17 protein-coding genes are annotated in these 20116 nt (G+C 71.0%); 13 read left to right on the top strand and 4 right to left on the bottom strand.

The genetic code is table 11. The features are described 5' to 3' along the window. From ABFX46_RS14625 to ABFX46_RS14685, 13 genes are read left to right on the top strand one after another with little or no spacing between them, the layout of a single operon-like run. Nucleotides 1-747 (top strand): NADH-quinone oxidoreductase subunit C, encoded by a 747-nt coding sequence (locus ABFX46_RS14625; protein WP_346042537.1) that lies wholly within the window; start codon nt 1-3, stop codon nt 745-747. Then, nucleotides 744-2090, top strand: a complete 1347-nt coding sequence (locus ABFX46_RS14630; protein ID WP_346042539.1) for an NADH-quinone oxidoreductase subunit D — start codon at nt 744-746, stop codon at nt 2088-2090. Before ABFX46_RS14625 ends, ABFX46_RS14630 begins: the two co-directional genes overlap by 4 nt. Continuing rightward, on the top strand, nt 2087-2866 hold the full coding sequence (nuoE, locus tag ABFX46_RS14635; protein ID WP_346042540.1) for an NADH-quinone oxidoreductase subunit NuoE: 780 nt from the start codon (nt 2087-2089) through the stop codon (nt 2864-2866). Before ABFX46_RS14630 ends, nuoE begins: the two co-directional genes overlap by 4 nt. Next, nucleotides 2863-4161: an NADH-quinone oxidoreductase subunit NuoF gene (gene nuoF / locus ABFX46_RS14640; protein ID WP_346042542.1), complete on the top strand. Its 1299-nt coding sequence runs from the start codon at nt 2863-2865 to the stop codon at nt 4159-4161. The genes nuoE and nuoF overlap by 4 nt, the downstream gene beginning before the upstream one ends. Further along, nucleotides 4158-6623 carry an NADH-quinone oxidoreductase subunit G gene (locus ABFX46_RS14645; RefSeq protein WP_346042544.1) on the top strand — a complete coding sequence of 822 codons (2466 nt, stop codon included), beginning with the start codon at nt 4158-4160 and terminating at the stop codon, nt 6621-6623. The genes nuoF and ABFX46_RS14645 overlap by 4 nt, the downstream gene beginning before the upstream one ends. Beyond that, complete coding sequence (nuoH, locus tag ABFX46_RS14650; RefSeq protein ID WP_346042547.1) at nt 6620-7960, top strand: NADH-quinone oxidoreductase subunit NuoH; 1341 nt, start codon at nt 6620-6622, stop codon at nt 7958-7960. Before ABFX46_RS14645 ends, nuoH begins: the two co-directional genes overlap by 4 nt. Then, nucleotides 7947-8555: an NADH-quinone oxidoreductase subunit NuoI gene (gene nuoI, locus ABFX46_RS14655; protein WP_346042549.1), complete on the top strand. Its 609-nt coding sequence runs from the start codon at nt 7947-7949 to the stop codon at nt 8553-8555. Before nuoH ends, nuoI begins: the two co-directional genes overlap by 14 nt. Beyond that, nucleotides 8552-9469 (top strand): NADH-quinone oxidoreductase subunit J, encoded by a 918-nt coding sequence (locus ABFX46_RS14660; RefSeq protein WP_346042550.1) that lies wholly within the window; start codon nt 8552-8554, stop codon nt 9467-9469. Before nuoI ends, ABFX46_RS14660 begins: the two co-directional genes overlap by 4 nt. Then, on the top strand, nt 9466-9765 hold the full coding sequence (nuoK, locus tag ABFX46_RS14665; protein ID WP_089324562.1) for an NADH-quinone oxidoreductase subunit NuoK: 300 nt from the start codon (nt 9466-9468) through the stop codon (nt 9763-9765). The genes ABFX46_RS14660 and nuoK overlap by 4 nt, the downstream gene beginning before the upstream one ends. A gap of 10 nt (nt 9766-9775) precedes the next feature. Beyond that, complete coding sequence (gene nuoL / locus ABFX46_RS14670; protein WP_346042552.1) at nt 9776-11686, top strand: NADH-quinone oxidoreductase subunit L; 1911 nt, start codon at nt 9776-9778, stop codon at nt 11684-11686. Continuing rightward, entirely contained in the window at nt 11683-13263 is a 1581-nt protein-coding gene (locus tag ABFX46_RS14675) for an NADH-quinone oxidoreductase subunit M (protein WP_346042554.1), read from the top strand. Before nuoL ends, ABFX46_RS14675 begins: the two co-directional genes overlap by 4 nt. After that, entirely contained in the window at nt 13260-14849 is a 1590-nt protein-coding gene (gene nuoN / locus ABFX46_RS14680; RefSeq protein ID WP_346042555.1) for an NADH-quinone oxidoreductase subunit NuoN, read from the top strand. Before ABFX46_RS14675 ends, nuoN begins: the two co-directional genes overlap by 4 nt. A gap of 55 nt (nt 14850-14904) precedes the next feature. After that, complete coding sequence (locus ABFX46_RS14685) at nt 14905-15900, top strand: polyprenyl synthetase family protein (RefSeq protein ID WP_428831261.1); 996 nt, start codon at nt 14905-14907, stop codon at nt 15898-15900. Between the two features lie 142 nt (nt 15901-16042). Here ABFX46_RS14685 and ABFX46_RS14690 read toward each other — a convergent pair whose 3' ends face one another. The 4 genes from ABFX46_RS14690 to ABFX46_RS14705 are packed head-to-tail and all read right to left on the bottom strand — an operon-like array spanning nt 16043 to nt 20064. Further along, nucleotides 16043-16651, bottom strand: a complete 609-nt coding sequence (locus ABFX46_RS14690; RefSeq protein WP_163061218.1) for a GTP-binding protein — start codon at nt 16649-16651, stop codon at nt 16043-16045. Continuing rightward, a complete protein-coding gene (locus tag ABFX46_RS14695) occupies nt 16632-17060 on the bottom strand; it encodes a DUF742 domain-containing protein (protein WP_131942548.1) in 429 nt (142 codons plus the stop codon). Before ABFX46_RS14695 ends, ABFX46_RS14690 begins: the two co-directional genes overlap by 20 nt. After that, on the bottom strand, nt 17057-17482 hold the full coding sequence (locus ABFX46_RS14700; RefSeq protein WP_131942549.1) for a roadblock/LC7 domain-containing protein: 426 nt from the start codon (nt 17480-17482) through the stop codon (nt 17057-17059). The genes ABFX46_RS14695 and ABFX46_RS14700 overlap by 4 nt, the downstream gene beginning before the upstream one ends. Continuing rightward, the gene (locus tag ABFX46_RS14705) at nt 17479-20064 is read right to left on the bottom strand and encodes a sensor histidine kinase (protein ID WP_346042558.1); all 2586 of its coding nucleotides are present in this window, start codon (nt 20062-20064) and stop codon (nt 17479-17481) included. Before ABFX46_RS14705 ends, ABFX46_RS14700 begins: the two co-directional genes overlap by 4 nt. Nucleotides 20065-20116: the final 52 nt, after the last annotated feature.

Genomic DNA, 20116 nt, shown 5'->3' on the forward strand with positions numbered 1-20116 from the left:
GTGAGTTCTGAGCACCCCGAGCAGCAGGCCGAGCAGGCCGCCGACCAGCTGCCCGCGCACGCCGAGGAGGAGCGCCGCGAGCAGCCGGTCGTCCGCAAGGGCATGTTCGGCGCGAAGACGACCGGCGACACCTCCGGGTACGGCGGGCTCGTCGTCCGGCAGAGCCCGAAGGTGTCGGCGCCGCGCCCGTACGGCGGGCCCGGCGGCGCCGCCGAGCCCGGCGAGTTCGACGAGATCGCCGACGAGCTGGAAAGGGCTTACCCCGACTTCGGGGACGCCATCGAGCGCGTCGTCGTGCACCGCGGCGAGCTGACGTTCCACGTCAGGCGCGAGCACCTGCGCGAGGTCGCCAAGACCATGCGGGACGAGCCGTCGCTGCGCTTCGAGCTGTGCTCGGGCGTGTCCGGCGTCCACTACCCGAAGGACGAGGGCGCCGAGCTGCACGCCGTCGTCCACCTGCTGTCGATCACGCACAACCGGCGGGTCCGGCTGGAGGCGGGCTGCCCCGACGCCGACCCGCACGTCCCGTCGCTGGTCCCCGTCTACCCGACGGCCGACTGGCACGAGCGCGAGACGTACGACTTCTTCGGGATCGTCTTCGACGGCCACCCCGCGCTGACCCGCATCGAGATGCCCGACGACTGGGTGGGGCACCCGCAGCGCAAGGACTACCCGCTCGGCGGCATCCCCGTCGAGTACCGAGGAGCGGAGATTCCGCCGCCGGACGAAAGGCGGTCGTACGTATGAGTTCGACGAAGTACACCGAGTACGACGCGTACGCCGCCGAAGAGGCGGCCGAGGGCAAGGTCTTCGACGTCAACGGGCAGGACTGGGACAAGGTCGTCTCCGCCGCCGAGGACCTCGGCGACGAGCGGCTCGTCATCAACATGGGCCCGCAGCACCCGTCCACGCACGGCGTGCTCCGGCTGATCCTGACGCTCGACGGTGAGACGGTGAACGAGGCCCGGGTGGCCATCGGGTACCTGCACACCGGCATCGAGAAGAACATGGAGTTCCGCACCTGGACGCAGGGCACCACGTTCTGCACCCGGATGGACTACCTGGCCCCGCTGTTCAACGAGACGGCGTACTGCCTGAGCGTGGAGCGGCTGCTCGGCATCGAGGACAAGATCCCGGAGCGCGCCCAGATCATCCGCGTGATGATGATGGAGCTGAACCGGATCTCCTCGCACCTGGTCGCGATCGCCACGTTCGGGCTGGAGCTCGGCGCGACGACCGTGATGCTGAACGGGTTCATCGAGCGCGAGTACACCCTCGACCTGTTCGAGGAGATCACCGGCCTGCGGATGAACCACGCCTACGTCCGCCCGGGCGGGGTCGCGCAGGACCTGCCGAGCGGCGCCACCAGCAAGATCCGCGACTACCTGGACCGCATGCCGAAGCGGATCCAGGCGCTGCGCAAGCTGATGGACGACAACCCGGTCTTCAAGGCCCGCACGCAGAACATCGCGTACCTGGACCTGACCGGCTGCATGGCGCTCGGCATCACCGGCCCGGTGCTCCGCTCGACCGGCCTGCCGTGGGACCTGCGCAAGTCGCAGCCCTACTGCGGCTACGAGACCTACGACTTCGAGGTCCACACGCAGGACACCTGCGACGTGTACGGCCGCTACCTCGTCCGGATGGACGAGATGGAGGAGTCGCTCAAGATCGTCGAGCAGTGCCTGAACCGGCTGCAGACGGTCAAGGGCCCGGTCATGATCGAGGACAAGAAGATCGGCTGGCCGGCGCAGCTCGCCATCGGCGCGGACGGCATGGGCAACTCGCCCCGCCACATCGCGCACATCATGGGCACCTCGATGGAGGCGCTGATCCACCACTTCAAGCTGGTGACGGAGGGCTTCCGGGTGCCGGCGGGGCAGGCGTACGTGCCGATCGAGTCGCCGCGCGGCGAACTCGGCGCCCACGTGGTCAGCGACGGCGGGACCCGCCCGTACCGGGTGCACTTCCGCGAGCCGTCCTTCGTCAACCTGCAGGCCACCCCGGCGATGAGCGAGGGCGGCATGGTCGCCGACATCATCGCCGCCGTGGCCAGCATCGATCCGGTCATGGGGGGAGTGGACCGATGACATACGAACCCGACGTACGAGAGCGGCTGGAGCGGGACGCCAAGGAGATCATCGGCCGGTACCCGCGGCCGCGGTCGGCGCTCCTGCCGATGCTGCACCTGGTGCAGTCGGTCGAGGGGCACGTCACCCAGGACGGCGTGGAGTTCTGCGCCGAGCTGCTCGGCATCACGCCCGCGCAGGTCATGGGCGTCGTCACGTTCTACACGCAGTACAAGCGCGAGCCGGTCGGCGAGTACCACGTCGGCGTCTGCACCAACACGCTGTGCGCGATCATGGGCGGCGACCAGATCTGGGACGAGCTGAGCGCGCACTGCGGGGTCGGCCACGACGAGACCATGCCGGACGGCAAGGTCAGCCTGGAGCGGGTCGAGTGCAACGCGGCCTGCGACTTCGCCCCCGTGGTGATGGTCAACTGGGAGTTCTTCGACAACATGACTCCCGAGAAGGCCAAGCAGCTCGTCGACGACCTGCGCCTCGGCAAGGACGTGCTCCCCTCCCGCGGGCCGAACCGCCTGGCCACCTGGAAGGAGGCGTCCCGCGTGCTCGCCGGGTTCCCCGACGGGCTCGCCGGCGAGGGCGTCCAGGCCGGGCCGGAGTCGCTGGTCGGCCTGAAGCTCGCGCACGAGCGCGGGTGGGCGGCGCCGTCCACCGACGTCGGCCGGGAGCGGCCGGACGAGCCGGTCAAGCCGGAGCAGATCGCCGAGCCGCCGCACGAGCCGGGCAAGCCGGTCCCCGGCGAGGCCAAGCCCGGCAGCCAGGAAGGGCGGAACAAGTGACCACGCTGACCCCCGTCCTCACCGGGAACTGGGACCAGGCCGACTCCTTCACCCGCGCGGGCTACGAGCGCACCGGCGGCTACAAGGCGCTGCGCAAGGCGCTGTCGATGGAGCCGGACGCGATCGTGCAGGCCGTCAAGGACTCCGGCCTCCGCGGACGCGGCGGCGCCGGATTCCCCACCGGCATGAAGTGGGGCTTCCTGCCGCCGTCCAGCCCGAACCCGCGCTACCTCGTCGTCAACGCCGACGAGTCCGAGCCGGGCACGTGCAAGGACATCCCGCTGCTGATGGCGAACCCGCACGTCCTCGTCGAGGGCGTCATCATCAGCTCCTACGCCATCAAGTCGAACCAGGCGTTCATCTACGTGCGCGGCGAGGTCCTGCACGTGATCCGCCGCCTGCAGCAGGCGGTCGCCGAGGCGTACGAGGCCGGCTACATCGGCAAGGACATCCTCGGCTCCGGCTACGACCTGGACGTGGTCGTGCACTGCGGCGCCGGCGCCTACATCTGCGGCGAGGAGACGGCGCTGCTGGACTCCCTGGAGGGGTTCCGCGGCCAACCCAGGCTGAAGCCCCCCTTCCCGGCCGTCGCGGGCCTGTACGGCGGCCCGACTGTCATCAACAACGTCGAGTCGATCGCCTCGGTTCCCTCGATCGTCGGGAACGGGCCCGAGTGGTTCGCCTCGATGGGCACCGAGAAGTCGCAGGGCTTCGGGATCTTCTCGCTGTCCGGGCACGTCACGCGGCCCGGCCAGTACGAGGCGCCGCTCGGCATCACGCTGCGGGAACTGCTCGACATGGCGGGCGGCATCCGCGAGGGGCACCGGCTGAAGTTCTGGACGCCCGGCGGGTCGTCCACACCGATCTTCACCGACGAGCACCTGGACGTCCCGCTGGACTTCGAGTCCGTCGGCGCCGCCGGGTCCATGCTCGGCACCCGGGCGCTGCAGATCTTCGACGAGACGACCTGCGTCGTGCGGGCCGTCCAGCGCTGGTCGGAGTTCTACGCGCACGAGTCGTGCGGCAAGTGCACGCCGTGCCGCGAGGGCACCTACTGGTACAAGCAGATGTTCAAGCGGCTGGAGGCCGGCGAGGGCACCGAGGAGGACCTGGAGACCCTGCTCGACATCTCCGACAACATCCTCGGCCGCGCGTTCTGCGCCCTCGGCGACGGCGCCACCAGCCCGGTCGTGTCGTCCATCAAGCTGTTCCGGGACGAGTACCTCCAGCACTTCGAGCAGGGCGGCTGCCCGTTCGACCCGGCCAAGTCCACCCTCTGGGGAGGTGCCAAGTGACCGTCACCGACGACAAGTCGGCGGTGGAGAAGCCCGTGGAGATGGTCTCCTGCACCATCGACGGCTTCGAGATCGAGGTGCCGAAGGGCACGCTGATCATCCGGGCCGCCGAGCTGCTCGGCATCCAGATCCCCCGGTTCTGCGAGCACCCGCTGCTCGACCCGATCGGCGCGTGCCGGCAGTGCCTGGTGGAGATCCCGGACGCCGGCAACGGCCGCGGCATGCCGAAGCCGCAGGCGTCCTGCACGACCGCGGTGATGCCGGGCATGGTCGTCAAGACCCAGCTCACCTCGCCGGTGGCCGACAAGGCCCAGCACGGCATCATGGAGTTCCTGCTCATCAACCACCCGCTGGACTGCCCGGTCTGCGACAAGGGCGGCGAGTGCCCGCTGCAGAACCAGGCGATGTCCAACGGGCGCGGCGAGACGCGGTTCACCGGGACCAAGCGGACGTGGCCGAAGCCGCTGCCGCTGTCCAGCCAGGTGCTGCTCGACCGCGAGCGCTGCATCCAGTGCACCCGCTGCACCCGGTTCTCCGAGCAGATCGCCGGCGACCCGTTCATCGACCTGCTGAACCGGGGCGCGAAGGAGGAGGTCGGCACCGCCGAGGACCAGCCGTTCCACTCCTACTTCTCCGGCAACACCGTGCAGATCTGCCCGGTGGGAGCGCTCACCGGGACCGCCTACCGGTTCCGGTCCCGGCCGTTCGACCTCGTGTCGCAGCCGAGCGTCTGCGAGCACTGCGCGTCCGGCTGCGGGCTGCGCACCGACCACCGGCGCGGCAAGGTCACCCGCCGGCTGGCCGGCGACGAGCCGCAGGTGAACGAGGAGTGGAACTGCGACAAGGGCCGCTGGGCGTTCACCTACGCCACGCAGCCCGAGCGGCTCACCACCCCGCTCGTCCGCAACGAGGACGGGGAGCTGGAGCCGGCGTCGTGGCCCGAGGCGCTCACCATCGCGGCGCGCGGCCTCGCGGGGGCGCGCGGCTCGGCCGGCGTGCTCACCGGCGGCCGCGTCACCCTTGAGGACGCCTACGCCTACGCCAAGTTCGCCCGGATCGCGCTCGGCACCAACGACGTCGACTTCCGGGCCCGGCCGCTGTCGGACGAGGAGTCGCGGTTCCTCGCCTCGTCGGTCGCGGGACGCTCCATCGAGGTGTCCTACGCCGACCTGGAGAAGGCGCCCGTCGTCGTCCTCGCCGGCTTCGAGCCGGAGGAGGAGTCGCCGATCGTGTTCCTGCGGCTGCGCAAGGCGTACCGCAAGAACCGGCTGAAGGTGTACGCCGCCGCCCCGTTCGCGACCCGCGGGCTGACGAAGGTCGGCGGCACGCTGCTGCCGACCGCGCCCGGTGCGGAGGCCGAGACGCTCGGCTCCCTCATCGGGGACGCGTCCCGCGCCGACGTCCGGACGCTGCTGGAGACGCCCGGCGCCGTCATCCTGGCCGGTGAGCGGCTCGCCACCAGCCCGGGCGCGCTGACCGCGGCGGTCCGGCTCGCGCAGGTCACCGGCGCCAAGCTGGCGTGGGTGCCGCGCCGGGCCGGGGAACGCGGCGCGATCGAGGCCGGGGCGCTGCCCGGGCTGCTGCCGATCGGCCGCCCGGTCACCGACCCCGCCGCCCGCGCCGAGGTCGCCCGCGCCTGGGGCGTCGCGGACCTGCCCGCGCTGCCCGGCGAGGACACCGCCGGCATCATCGCGGCGGCGGCGGAGGGCCGCCGGGGCGCGCTGCTCGTCGGCGGCGTCGACCCCGACGACCTGCCCGACCCCGGCGCGATGCTGCGGGCCCTCGACGCCACCCCGTTCGTGGTGAGCCTGGAGCAGCGCCCGTCCGCGGTCACCGACCGCGCGGACGTGGTGTTCCCGGTCGCGGCGGTCGCGGAGAAGTCCGGCACGTTCGTCGACTGGGAGGGCCGCGGCCGCCCGTTCGACACCGTGCTGAAATCGGCCGGGACCATGCCGGACCTGCGGGTCCTGGCCGCGCTGGCCGACGAGATGGACGTCCACCTCGGCCTGCCCGGCCCGGAGGCGGCCCGCCGCGAGCTGGCCGAGCTCGGCGCCTACCGCGGCGAGCGCCCGGAGGCGCCGAACACCGCGCAGGAGCTGCCGCCGCACCCCGAGCAGGGCGAGGCGCTGCTCGCGACGTGGCGGCTGCTGCTGGACCGGGGCCGCCTGCAGGACGGGGAGCCGTTCCTCGCGGGCACCGCCAAGCCCGCGGTCGCCCGGCTGTCGCCCGCGACGGCCGCGGAGATCGGCGCCACCGACGCGGTCACCGTGTCGGCGGCGCGCGGCGAGGTCACGCTTCCGCTGGAGATCACCGCCGACCTGCCCGACCGGGTGGTGTGGCTGCCGACGAACTCGGCCGGCTGCGCCCTCCACCGGGATCTGGGCGCGGCCGCCGGCGGCGTCGTCAAGATCGCTAGCGGGGTGCTCGCGAGCACCGCGCAGCACGCTGGAGGTGGCAAATGAGCCCGCTCGCCGCGGCACCGGCGGCCGACCCGGCACTGCAGGACTTCGGCAAGGACCCGTGGTGGCTGATCGGGGGCAAGGTCCTCGTCATCTTCGTGTTCCTCGTCGTGACCGTGCTGCTGACGATGTGGATCGAGCGGCGCGTCATCGGCCGGATGCAGCTGCGCGTCGGCCCGAACCGCGCCGGGCCCTTCGGCCTGCTGCAGGGCCTCGCCGACGGTGTGAAGCTGGCGCTGAAGGAGGACATCGTCCCCCGCCAGGTGGACAAGGTGGTGTTCGTCCTCGCCCCGGTCATGGCGGCGGTGCCGGCGTTCATCTCGTTCATCATCATCCCGTTCGGCCCGACGGTGTCGATCTTCGGGCACCAGACGGCGCTGCAGGGCACCGACCTCCCGGTCGCGGTGCTGCTGGTGCTGGCGATGTCGTCGATGGCCATCTACGGCGTGGTGCTGGCCGGCTGGTCGTCGATGTCGCCCTACTCGCTGCTCGGCGGGCTCCGCTCGTCCGCGCAGATGATCTCCTATGAGATCGCGATGGGGCTGTCGTTCGTCGCGGTGTTCATGTTCGCCGGCTCGATGTCCACCTCGGAGATCGTCGCCGAGCAGCACGACACCTGGTTCGTGGTGCTGCTCGCGCCGTCCTTCATCGTGTACGTCATCACGATGATGGGCGAGTCGAACCGCATCCCGTTCGACCTGCCCGAGGGCGAGGGCGAGATCGTCGGCGGCTTCCACACCGAGTACTCGTCGCTGAAGTTCGCGATGTTCTTCCTCGCCGAGTACATCAACCTCGCGACGCTGTCGGCGCTCGCCACCACGATGTTCCTCGGCGGCTGGCGCGCGCCCGCGCCGATCTCCACGGTCTGGGCCGGGGCCAACTCCGGCTGGTGGCCGGTGCTGTGGTTCCTGATCAAGATCTTCCTGTTCATCTTCTTCTTCATCTGGCTGCGCGGCACCCTGCCGCGGGTCCGCTACGACCAGCTGATGAGGCTCGGCTGGAAGGTGCTGATCCCGGTCTCGCTCGGCTGGATCCTGCTGGTCGCGGCCATCCGCGCCTTCCGCAACGAGGGCTACGACATGCAGCAGATCGTCATCGTCACCGCGGTGGTGGCCGCGGTGGTGCTGGTGGCGACGGTGATCTGGGAGATGGTCCGGGGCGGCGAGGACGACAAGGAGATCGTCCCCGGCGCGGCGGCGGGCCCGCGGCCCGACCCGGCCGCGGGCGGGTTCCCGGTGCCGCCGATGGACGCGCCCCACTACCACGGCCGCGTCCGGGAGCCGGTCCGGCCCGCCACGATGGAAACCACCTCCGAGGAGGTCACCAGTGGGACTCACTGATTTCCTGAACCCGGTCAAGGGGTTCGGGGTCTCGTTCCACCAGATGTTCATGAAGAGCGAGACCGTCCAGTACCCGGAGGTGAAGAAGCCGACCGCCCCGCGCTTCCACGGGCGGCACCAGCTCAACCGGTGGCCGGACGGCCTGGAGAAGTGCATCGGCTGCGAGCTGTGCGCGTGGGCCTGCCCGGCGGACGCCATCTTCGTGGAGGGCGCCGACAACACCGAGGACGAGCGGTACTCGCCCGGCGAGCGGTACGGCCGCACCTACCAGATCAACTATCTGCGCTGCATCCTCTGCGGGCTGTGCATCGAGGCGTGCCCCACCCGGGCGCTCACGATGACGAACGAGTACGAGCTCGCCGACGACAGCCGCGAGAGCCTGATCTACACCAAGGAGATGCTGCTCGCGCCGCTGCGCGAGGGCATGGAGGCGCCGCCGCACGAGATGCGGCTCGGCGACACCGAGGAGGACTACTACCGCCTCGGCCTCCAGTCCGACGACGCCCCGCACATCCCGTCCGAGGACGGCGGCCGGGCGAGCGCCGACGGCGCGGTGAAGGCGGAGAAGCGCCGCAAGGGCGGTGAGGGCGAATGAGCACGGCTGTCCTCGCGGCCCCGCTCGCACAGCAGGTCGCCGACAAGCAGTCCGGTGAGCCGTTCTTCTTCTGGCTGCTCGCCGTGGTGTCGGTGTGCGCCGCGCTCGGCATGATCTTCGTGCGGAAGGCGGTGCACTCGGCGCTGCTGCTGGCGACCGTGATGCTCAGCCTCGCCGCGCTGTACGCGATCCAGAACGCGCCGTTCCTGGCCTTCGTCCAGGTGATCGTCTACACCGGCGCGGTGCTGATGCTGTTCCTGTTCGTGCTGATGCTCGTCGGAGTCAGTTCGACCGACTCGCTGGTGGAGACGATCCGGGGGCAGCGCTTCTGGGGCGTGATCGCCGCGATCGGGTTCATCGCCCTGCTGACCGCGGGCCTCGGCAACGCGGCGCTCGGCGACTCGGCGGGCCTGACGCAGGCCAACGCCGAGGGCAACGTGGTCGGCCTGGCCCGGCTGCTGTTCTCCAAGTACGTGTTCGCGTTCGAGGCGACCAGCGCCCTGCTGATCACCGCGGCGCTGGGCGCGATGGTGCTGGCGCACCGGGAGCGCACCGAGCCGAAGCCGACGCAGAAGGACCTGTCCAAGGGCCGGTTCCTCACCGGCGACCACCCGGGCCCGCTTCCCGGTCCCGGCACCTACGCCCGGCACAACGCCGTCGACATGCCGGCGCTGCTGCCGGACGGCACGCCGTCCGAGCTGTCGGTCAACCCGGTCATCGCGGCCCGCACCGACACCGCCGAGCGGCACGCCGACCTGTACGGCGGCACCCAGGAGGACGCGATGGAGCGGGACGTGGCCGCGGTCAAGGCGGCCACCGATGAGGCCGCGGAGGCCGACGCCGAGTCGCGCTCGGTGAAGTCGGGGACGGCGGCCACCGGCGGCGGCGCGAGTGAAGGCGAGGCTGGTCAATGAGTCCGGGGCACTACCTGGCGCTCTCGGCGATCCTGTTCACCATCGGAGCGCTCGGCGTCCTCGTGCGCCGCAACGCGATCGTGGTGTTCATGTGCATCGAGCTCATGCTGAACGCGACGAACCTGGCGTTCGTCTCGTTCTCCCGCATGCACGGCAACCTGGACGGTCAGATCATCGCGTTCTTCGTGATGGTCGTGGCCGCCGCGGAGGTCGTGGTGGGCCTGGCGATCATCATGACCATCTTCCGGACCCGCAGGTCCTCGTCGGTCGACGACGCGAACCTGCTGAAGTACTGAGAGGTCGGGAATGCAAGCGGAAGGCATCCAGGCCGCGTCCTGGCTTCTCATCGCGCTCCCGCTCGCGGGCGCCGCGATCCTCCTCCTCGGGGGGAGGCGCACCGACAGGTGGGGGCACCTGCTCGGCACCGCGACCGCGATCGCGTCGTTCGGCGTGGGCGTCGCGATGCTCGCGCAGATGCTCGGCTACGACGCCGCGGAGCGCGGCAGGACCCAGCACCTGTGGGACTTCATCGACGTCGGCTCGTTCAAGGTCGGCATGGACCTGCTGGTGGACCCGCTGTCCATCAGCTTCGTCCTGCTGATCACCGGGGTCGGCTCGCTCATCCACATCTACTCCATCGGCTACATGGCCGAGGACCCCGAGCGCCGCAAGTTCTTCGCCTACCTGAACCTGTTCGTCGCGGCGATGCTGCTGCTGGTGCTCGGCAACAACTACCTGGTCATGTTCCTCGGCTGGGAGGGCGTGGGCCTCGCGTCCTACCTGCTGATCGGGTTCTGGCAGCACAAGCCGACCGCGGCGACCGCGGCGAAGAAGGCGTTCGTCGTCAACCGCGTCGGCGACATGGGGATCATCATCGCGATCGCGCTGATGTTCGCCACGTTCGGCACCATCGACTACGGGCCGATCCTCGGCGGTGAGCACGCGGGCCTCGCGTCCCAGCTCAGCACCGGGACCGCGACCGCGATCGGGCTGCTCCTGCTGCTCGGCGCCTGCGGCAAGTCGGCGCAGCTGCCGCTGCAGTCCTGGCTGCTGGACGCGATGGAGGGCCCGACCCCCGTGTCGGCCCTCATCCACGCGGCGACGATGGTGACCGCGGGCGTCTACCTGATCGTCCGGTCCGGGCCGATCTTCGAGATGTCGGAGACCGCGCAGCTGGTCGTGACGATCGTCGGCGCGGCCACGCTGCTCGCCGGTGCGATCATCGGTTGCGCCAAGGACGACATCAAGAAGGCCCTCGCCGGGTCGACGATGTCGCAGATCGGCTACATGACGCTGGCCGCCGGGCTCGGCAAGGCCGGGTACGTCTTCGCCATCGCGCACCTCATCGCGCACGGCTTCTTCAAGGCGGGCCTGTTCCTCGGCGCCGGCTCCGTCATGCACGGCATGAAGGACGACGTGAACATGCGCCACTACGGCGCGCTGCGCGGGGTGATGATCTTCACCTACGCGACGTTCGGGCTCGGGTACCTCGCCATCATCGGGTTCCCCGGCCTGTCCGGCTACTTCACCAAGGACGCCATCATCGAGACGGCGTTCGACAAGGGCGGGACGTCCGGGGCCGTCCTCGGCACCTGCGCGGTGGTCGGCGCGGCCATCACGGCCTACTACATGTCGCGCGTCATGTTCATGACGTTCTTCGGTGAGAAGCGCTGGGAGGACGACGTCCACCCGCACGAGTCGCCGAAGGTCATGACGATCCCGCTGATGCTGCTCGCGGTCGGCTCGGTCGCCGCCGGCGGGCTGCTGATCCTCGGCGGGTTCGCCGGCTTCCTGGAGCCGGTCGTCGGCAAGCCCGAGCACCCGCACGAGTTCAACCCGGTCACCGCGCCCGGCATCGCCACCCTCGTGCTGATGGTCATCGGCGCGGCGATCGCGTGGCGGCAGTACGGCGCCCGCAAGGTGCCGCGCGAGGCGCCCAAGGGCTCGTTCGTCACCGTCGCGGCCCGCAGGGACCTGTACGGCGACGCGCTCAACGAGTCGCTGCTGATGCGTCCCGGGCAGTGGCTGACCCGGCTCGCGGTCTGGTTCGACGGGCGCGGCGTCGACGGCCTCGTCAACGGCACCGCCGCCGGCCTCGGCGGCAGTTCCGGCCGGCTCCGGCGGGTCCAGACCGGCTTCGCCCGTTCCTACGCACTCTCGATGCTGGGCGGCGCGGCCCTGGTGGTCGCGGCGCTCCTGGTGGTGAACGTTTCATGAGCGACTTTCCCTGGCTGAGCGTCCTCATCGGACTGCCACTGGTGGGCGCGCTGCTGCTCGTCGCCATCCCGCGCGAGCGGGAGACGCTGGTCAAGCAGTTCGCGCTCGGCGTCTCCCTCGTCGTCCTGGCGCTCACCGGCGCCATGGCGGCGGGCTTCGACGCGGGCGGGGCGCGCTTCCAGTTCGACGAGAAGTACTGGTGGATCAAGGAGTTCGGGGTCCACTGGGCGCTCGGCGTCGACGGCGTCGCGCTGACGCTGATCCTGATGTCGGTCATCCTCGTCCCGCTGGTCATCCTCGCCTCCTGGAACGAGGCCGACCGGTCCGGCGGGACGGACGTCCCGCCGAAGCGGTCGGTGAAGACCTACTTCGCGCTGCTGCTGACGCTGGAGTCGACCATGATCGGCGTCTTCGCGGCGACCGACGTGTTCCTCTTCTACGTCTTCTTCGAGGCGCTGCTGATCCCGGTGTACTTCATCATCGGGTCCTACGGCGGCGCGCAGCGCTCCTACGCCGCGGTGAAGTTCCTGCTGTACTCGCTGTTCGGCGGCCTGCTGATGCTGGTCGCGGTGATCTGGCTGTACCCGCTGTCGGCCAAGTCCGTCGCGGACGGCGGCCTCGGGCACGGCACGTTCATGTTCGACGAGCTGTCGAAGATGAACGTCGACCCGACGACGGCGAAGTGGCTGTTCCTCGGCTTCTTCGTCGCGTTCGCGATCAAGGCGCCGATGTTCCCGGTGCACACCTGGCTGCCGGACGCGGCGCAGCAGTCCCCGGCGGGCGCGCTGGTGCTGATCGTCGGCGTCCTGGACAAGGTCGGCACCTACGGGATGATCCGGTTCTGCCTGGAGCTGTTCCCGGGCGCGTCCAAGTGGGCGACGCCGGTCGTGCTCGCGTTCGCGGTCGTCAGCATCATCTACGGCGCGATCCTCGCGATCGGGCAGGTCGACATGAAGCGGCTGATCGCCTACACCTCGATCTCCCACTTCGGGTTCATCGTGCTCGGCATCTTCGCGATGACGTCGCAGGCCCAGTCGGGCGCGGCGCTGTACATGGTGAACCACGGGTTCTCCACCGGCGCGCTGTTCCTGATCGTCGGGTTCATGATCGTCCGGCGGCGGTCGGCGCGGATCTCCGACTTCGGCGGGATGCAGAAGGTGGCGCCGGTCCTGGCCGGGATGTTCCTCATCGCCGGCCTGTCGAGCCTGTCGCTGCCCGGCCTGTCGCCGTTCATCTCGGAGTTCCTCGTCGTGGTCGGCACGTTCAGCCGCTACGAGTGGGCCGCCGTCGCCTCCATCATCGCCATCGTGCTCGCCGCCATCTACATCCTGTGGATGTACCAGCGGACCATGGGCGGCCCCACGGTCCCCGCGGTCGAGGGCATGAAGGACCTGTCCGCCCGGGAGAAGTGGGTCATCGCCCCGATCATCGCGATCATCGTCGCGATGGGCTTCTTCCCCCAGCCGGTGCTGCACGTGATCAACCCGTCGGTGGACCACACGCTGGCCCGGGTCGACCAGCACGACCCGGCGCCGGACATCACCGGTAACGTCGCCGAGAACGGAGCCCGTCCATGAGCACCTCTGACCAGGTGAGCGCGGTCCTCGCGCAGGGGGGTGACATCCCCGCGCCGCACATCGAGTACGGGCAGATCATGCCCCTGCTCCTGGTCCTCGGCATCGCCGTCGCCGGCGTCCTCGTCGAGGCGTTCGTCGGCCGCCGCGCGCGCTACTACGTGCAGGTGCCGCTCGCGTTCCTCGGCCTCGCCGGCGCGTTCGCGTGGACGATCGCGCTCGGGTGGAAGGACAACCCGCACCACGTCGCCGCCGAGGGCGCGCTGGGCGTGGACGGGCCCACGCTGTTCATCCAGGGCACCATCCTGGTGCTGGGGCTCGTCAGCCTGCTGCTGATCGCCGAGCGCGGCGAGGGCGGCTCCGCCGGCGGGCACTTCGCCGCGCAGGCGTCCGCGCTGCCCGGCAGCGAGGCCGAGCAGCGCACGGCCCGGGCGGGGGTCACCCAGACCGAGGTGTACCCGCTGATGATGTTCGCCGTCGGCGGCATGATCATGTTCCCGGCGGCCAACGACCTGCTCACGATGTTCGTGGCGCTGGAGGTCATGTCGCTGCCGCTGTACCTGCTGTGCGGGCTCGCCCGCCGGCGGCGCCTGCTCTCGCAGGAGGCGGCGGTCAAGTACTTCCTGCTCGGCGCGTTCTCGTCGGCGTTCTTCCTGTACGGGGCGGCGCTGCTGTACGGGTACGCCGGGTCGGTCCGGCTGTCGGACATCTCCGCGCAGATCGGCCGGGACGCCGGCAGCGAGACCCTGCTGCTCGCGGGCGTCGCGCTGCTGTCGGTCGGGCTGCTGTTCAAGCTCGGCGGCGTCCCCTTCCACATGTGGAAGCCGGACGTCTACCAGGGCGCCCCCACCCCGATCACCGCGCTGATGGCGTCCGGCACGGTCGTCGCCGCGTTCGGCGGGATCCTGCGCGTCTACTACGTCGCGTTCGAGACGCTCCGCTGGGACTGGCGGCCCGTCATGTGGGGTGTGGCGATCATCACGATGGTCGCCGGGTCGATCATCGCGATCACGCAGACCGACATCAAGCGGCTGCTGGCCTACTCCTCGATCGCGCACGCGGGCTTCCTGCTCATGGGCGTGATCGCCAGCTCCCCGGACGGCCTGTCGAGCACCCTGTTCTACCTGCTCGCCTACGGCTTCGCCTCGGTCGGCGCGTTCGCCGTCGTCACGATGGTGCGGGACGCGGGCGGCGAGGCCGGGCACCTGTCCCGGTGGGCCGGGCTCGGCAAGCGGTCCCCGGTCGTCGCCGGCGTGATGGCGTTCTTCCTGCTGACGTTCGCGGGGATCCCGCTCACCAGCGGGTTCACCGGGAAGTTCGCGCTGTTCAAGGCGGCCGTCGAGGAGGGCGCGACGCCGCTGGTCATCGTCGCGGTCATCGCGTCCGCCGTCGCCGCGTTCTTCTACGTCCGGGTGATCGTCGTCATGTTCTTCAGCGAGCCGGACGCGGACGGGCCGGTCGTGGTGGCCGGGCCGGCGACCGCGGTCGCCGTCGCCCTCGGCGTGACGGCTACTGTGGTACTCGGCGTGATCCCGCAGCCGGTCCTGGACCTCGCGGGCCAGGCCACGACCCACATGTTCGTCCGTTAGGGAGTCTTGGGTGAGCAACCCATCCGCTGAGAAGTCCGGCGGGCCGGCCGGTACCGTGACCGGCCCGTTCGGGCTTCCCATCGACGCCGCGCTCGCGTCCAGTGCCAACGCGCGCCTGGCCGATGTCGAGACCCTCCTGCTCGACTGCGTGCGCGGCGAGGACCCGCTGCTCACCGAGGCGTCCGAGCACCTCGTCGAGGCGGGCGGCAAGCGGTTCCGGCCGATGCTGGTGCTGCTCGCCTCCCACTTCGGCGACCCCGCCGCACCCGGTGTGGTCCCCGCCGCCGTCGTCGTCGAGCTGACCCACCTCGGCACCCTCTACCACGACGACGTGATGGACGAGGCGACCGTCCGGCGCGGGCAGGAGTCGGCGAACTCCCGCTGGACGAACACCGTCGCGATCCTCACCGGCGACTACCTGTTCGCCCGCGCGTCCGACCTGCTCGCCGACCTCGGCCCGGAGGCCGTCCGGATCCAGGCCCGCGCGTTCGCCCGGCTCGTCCGCGGCCAGATCCAGGAGACCGTCGGCCCCGGCACGGGCGCCGACCCCCTCAAGCACTACCTGCAGGTCGTCGCCGACAAGACGGCGTCGCTGATCGCCGTCTCCGGCCAGTTCGGCGCGCTGCTGTCCGGCGCCCCCGCGCACGTCGTCGACACGATCACCTCCGCCTGCGAGAAGATCGGCATCGCGTTCCAGCTGTCCGACGACATCCTCGACATCGACTCCGAGACCGAGGAGTCGGGCAAGACCCCCGGCACCGACCTGCGCGAGGGCATCCGCACCCTTCCGATGCACCTCGTCCTCGGCGGCGCCGGCTCCGGTCCGGACGACGCCCGCCTCCGCGAGCTCCTCGTCCAGGACCTCACCGACGACGCCCTCCACGCCGAGGCCCTCGCCCTCCTGCGGGCGCACCCGGCCATGGACCGCGCCCGCGCCGACCTCCGCCAGTGGGCCGAGGACGCCCGCGCCGAACTCCTCACCCTCCCCGACATCCCCGCCCGCCACGCCTTCACCAACCTCTGCGACTACGTCGTCTCCCGCACGGGGTGACGGCGTTTCCCTCCTCCTTCGGGCCTGGCGGCCGGCGCGCGGTCGCGCAGAGCACCTGAGCCGGGCGCGGTAGACACGAAGCGGGGCCGTCCGCGCCACCGGCGCGAACGGCCCCGCTTCGGGTCTTCAGGCGTTCTGGTCTTCAGGCGTTCTGGGGTTCGGGCTCGGCCAGGCCGCGGTACTTCATCGCGTGCAGGACGAGGTCGATGAGGACCTCCTTGCACGAGTCGAGGCTGCGTGCGTCGCACAGCATGACCGGGACCTTGGGGCCCAGGTTGAGGGCCATCTGGATCTCTTCGAGGTCGTAGCGCTTGGCGCCCTCGAAGCAGTTGACGGCGACGATGAACGGGGTGCCGCGGCGCTCGAAGTAGTCCACCGACGGGAAGCAGTCGGACAGGCGGCGGGTGTCGGCGAGGACGACGGCGCCGAGCGCGCCGAGCGCCACCTCGTCCCACATGAACCAGAAGCGCTCCTGGCCCGGGGTTCCGAACAGGTAGAGGACGTACTCGTTCCGCATCGTGATGCGGCCGAAGTCCATCGCGACCGTGGTGGTGTTCTTGCGCTCCACGCCGGAGACGTCGTCCACGCCGACGCCCTGGTCGGTGAGGATCTCCTCGGTGCGCAGCGGCTTGGTCTCGGAGACCGTGCCCACCATCGTGGTCTTGCCGACCCCGAAGCCGCCCGCGATCACGATCTTGACCGCGGTGGGGAGCCGGCGGGCGCGCACGCCCCTAGAGGGCCCGGAGACCATCGATCACCGCCTTGTAGAGCCTGATGTCGTGCATGTCCGCCTCCGGTTCGGGTTCCTGCATGGAGACGAACCCCTTGTCGAGCAGGTCGCCGAGCATCACCCGCACGGTCGCGACCGGCAGGTCGAGGTGGCCGGTGAGCTCGGCGACCGACATGACGCTCTGGCAGAGCCGGATGATGGCGAGGTGCTCGGGACCGAGGCCGATCGCGCCCTCCGGCTCCGGTCCGACCGCCACCACCAGCGTGATCAGGTCGAACTTGCCGCGGGTCGGCTCGATGCGGCCGCTGGTCATCACGTACGGCCGGACCATCGGACCGGCCTGGTCGTCGAGGTACCGGTCGGGTGCGGGCCGCGGCGCCGGATCGTCCGCCCACGGTTCCGGCGGCGAGGGATCCTCGGGGGGCATCATGCCGGCCGTCCCTCCCCGGCGGACTCCGTGCGCGCGGGCGAGGTCAGGTGGTGGCCCATGGCGGTGACGAGCATCGCCATCTCGTAGGCGATCAGGCCGACGTCGGCGTCCTCCTCGGCGAGGACGGCCAGGCAGGCGCCCTTCCCGGCGACCGTGACCAGCAGGAACGCCGAGGCCATCTCCACGATCGTCTGCCGGACGGGACCGCCGCCGAACCGGGTCCCGGCGCCCTTGGCGAGGCTCTGGATGCCGGCGGCGACGGCGGCGAGGTGCTCACCGTCGTCCTGCGTCATGCCCTCCGAGGACGCCATGAGCAGGCCGTCGGCCGACAGCACCACCGCGTTGCGGGTGTGCGGCAGCCGGTGGACCAGGTCGTCCAGCAACCAGCCCAGATCGGAGGAGGAACCGGTCTTCTGTGTCACTGATCTTTCTCGCCTTCCGCTGCGTTGTTGCCGGGAGCCGTACCGCTTTCGGGCGCGGGTTCTTCGGCCGCGCCGCCCTCCTGCGCGGGGGGTGGGCCGGACCGGGCGGCGTCGGACCGGCCGCGCCGGGTGCCGCGCTGGTAGGAGCCCATGATCCGCTTGATCTCCGCGGGGGAGCGGCCCGGATCCTCCTGTTCCTCCGGCTCGTCGGCGACGACGGGTTCATCGGCGCGCAGGGGCTCGGCGAGGTTCGCCTGCGGCACCCGGACGGGCAGGCCGGACGGTGTGATGGAGATGTCGGGCACGGGTGGCTGGTCCTCCGGCTGGGTGGTGGCGGGACGCTCGCCGTCCGCGGGCACATCGGTGTGCCGTGCGGGCGGCTCGGTCCCCGGGGCCTCGGGGTCTGCCTCAGGGGCGCCGTCCCCGCCGGGGGTCCGCGCGGGCGGCGCGGACGGTGCGGGCGAGGGCGCCGGTGTGGGGGAGGGCGCGGGGACCGCGACGAGCGCGGGCCCGGCCGGCTGCGGGCCGGTGCCGGCCTGCGGGAGCGTCGCCGTGGCGCCGGCGGGCACCGCCCGCCCGGCGGACGGGCCGGACGCGGCGCCGACGGCGGCCGGGCGGCGCACCTCCAGCCCGTTCTGGGTGGTGGTGCCGGCGGCGACGGGCGCCGGGCCCTGCTCGATGATGAGCTCGCGCGGGAGGACGACGACCGCGGTGGTGCCGCCGTACGCGGACCGCTTCAGCGACACCTGCAGGTTGTAGCGCTCGGCGAGCTTGCTGACCACGAACAGGCCGAGCTGGACCGAGCTCTGCAGGTTGAAGTCGGGCGGGTTCGCGATGCGCTCGTTGATCTCGGCGAGCTTGTCGTCGGTCATGCCGAGGCCGCGGTCCTCGATGTCGATGGCGAAGCCGCTCGCGACGAGGTGGCCGCCGACCTGTACGACCGTGTCGGGCGGCGAGAACGAGACCGCGTTCTCGATCAGCTCGGCCAGCAGGTGGGTGACGTCGCCGACGGCGCGTCCGGCCAGTTCGACCGGGCCGAACGGCAGCACGGTGACGCGGGTGTAGTCCTCGACCTCGCCGACCGCGGCGCGGATGACGTCCACCATCGGGACGGAGTTGCGCCAGCCGCGGGCCGGGAGGGCGCCGGAGAGCACGATCAGGTTCTCGGCGTTGCGGCGCATGCGGGTCGCGAGGTGGTCGAGCCGGAACAGCTCCTCCAGCTCCTTGACGTCGATGTCGCGGCGGCGCTCCATCGTGTCGAGCATGGTGAGCTGCCGGTGCACCAGCGTCTGGGTGCGGCGGGCCAGGCTGAGCAGGACGTCGCGGATGCCGCGGCGCAGCTCGGCCTGCTCGACGGCGGTGCGGATCGCGGTCTCCTGGACGGCGTTGAACGCGCGTCCCACCTGCCCGATCTCGTCGCTGCCGAACCGCAGCGGCGGCGCCTCCAGCGCGACGTCGACCTTCTCGCCGTGCCCGAGCCGCTCGACGACGCCGGGCAGCCGCTGCTCGGCCAGCTCCCAGGCGGCGTTGCGCAGCCGTTCGAGCTGCCGGACGAGCGCGCGGGCGGTGGTGATCGACACGATGATGGACGCGATGACGGCGATCAGCCCGAGACCGCCGGCGAGCGCCAGCCGGATGATGACGCCGGTGGCGATCGGGGTGGCGCGGTCGACCAGCCGGTCACCGGACGACTGGATCTGGTGGCGCATCTCGGCGAGCGCGGGCTCGGCCACGGCGTCCCACTGCTGGGCGGTGATCGGGGGCCGGAAGGCGCCGCGGTTCTGCGCGGACTGCTGCGAGCCCTGCTGGCCGGCCTGCTGCCCGCTCTGCCCGTTCTGCTGCGAGGTCTTCGCGGCGAAGGTCCGGCGGTTCTGCATGATCTCGTCTTCGAGGGACTGGATCGTGCTGATCTTCGCGTTCTTCGTCAGGCCCGCGTGGAGGGTGCGGTCGGAGTCCTGAATGGTGATGAGCGCCTGCGCGGTGTTGTACCGCCGGGTGCCGACCGTCTGGGTGAACGTGATGAGCTCGGGCTGGGTGATGCGGCCGGTCGCCAGCGAGCCCGCCATCAATGCGTCTTCCTGGGAAAGCAGTTCCCACATGCGGTTGAGCTCAAGGAGCGTGCGGGTGTCGCGGGCGAAATCCTTGTCGTCCAGCGTGGCCAGCGAATCGTAGACCCGGAAAATGGACTCGACGACCTCGGAATATCCGGCCGCGATCCGGCCCCGGTCGGTCGAGCCGGCGTCGACCGCGCGGCGGGCGTCGTTCACCGACTTCAACCGGTCGAGCATCTCGTCGACGCGCCGTTCGAGGGTGTTGCCGCCGAAGCGCCCGACGTTGCCGCCGCGGGCCAGCTCGACGGCCTCCGCCCGGGTCTTGTCGGTCTCCCGGCGCTGCGCCTTCAGCGCCGCCTTGGCGGCGGCGCTGGGCCTCGCCATCTGCACCATCGACAGTCTGCGCTCGCGCTGCAGGTCGGCGAGCAGGGGGTCGGTCGGTTGCGCGAGGGCGGTGTCCAGCGTGCTGACGCCGAGCAGGTTGACACCTTCGCGCAGCGTCACCCACGCGGCGAAAACCCAGAGTGCCACGAGGGAGAGCAACAGGGCCGTGATCTTGGTTCTCAGGCGCGAGTTGCGGAAG

The sequence above is a fragment of the Actinomadura chokoriensis genome (assembly GCF_039529475.1).
Taxonomy (GTDB): domain Bacteria; phylum Actinomycetota; class Actinomycetes; order Streptosporangiales; family Streptosporangiaceae; genus Spirillospora; species Spirillospora bangladeshensis.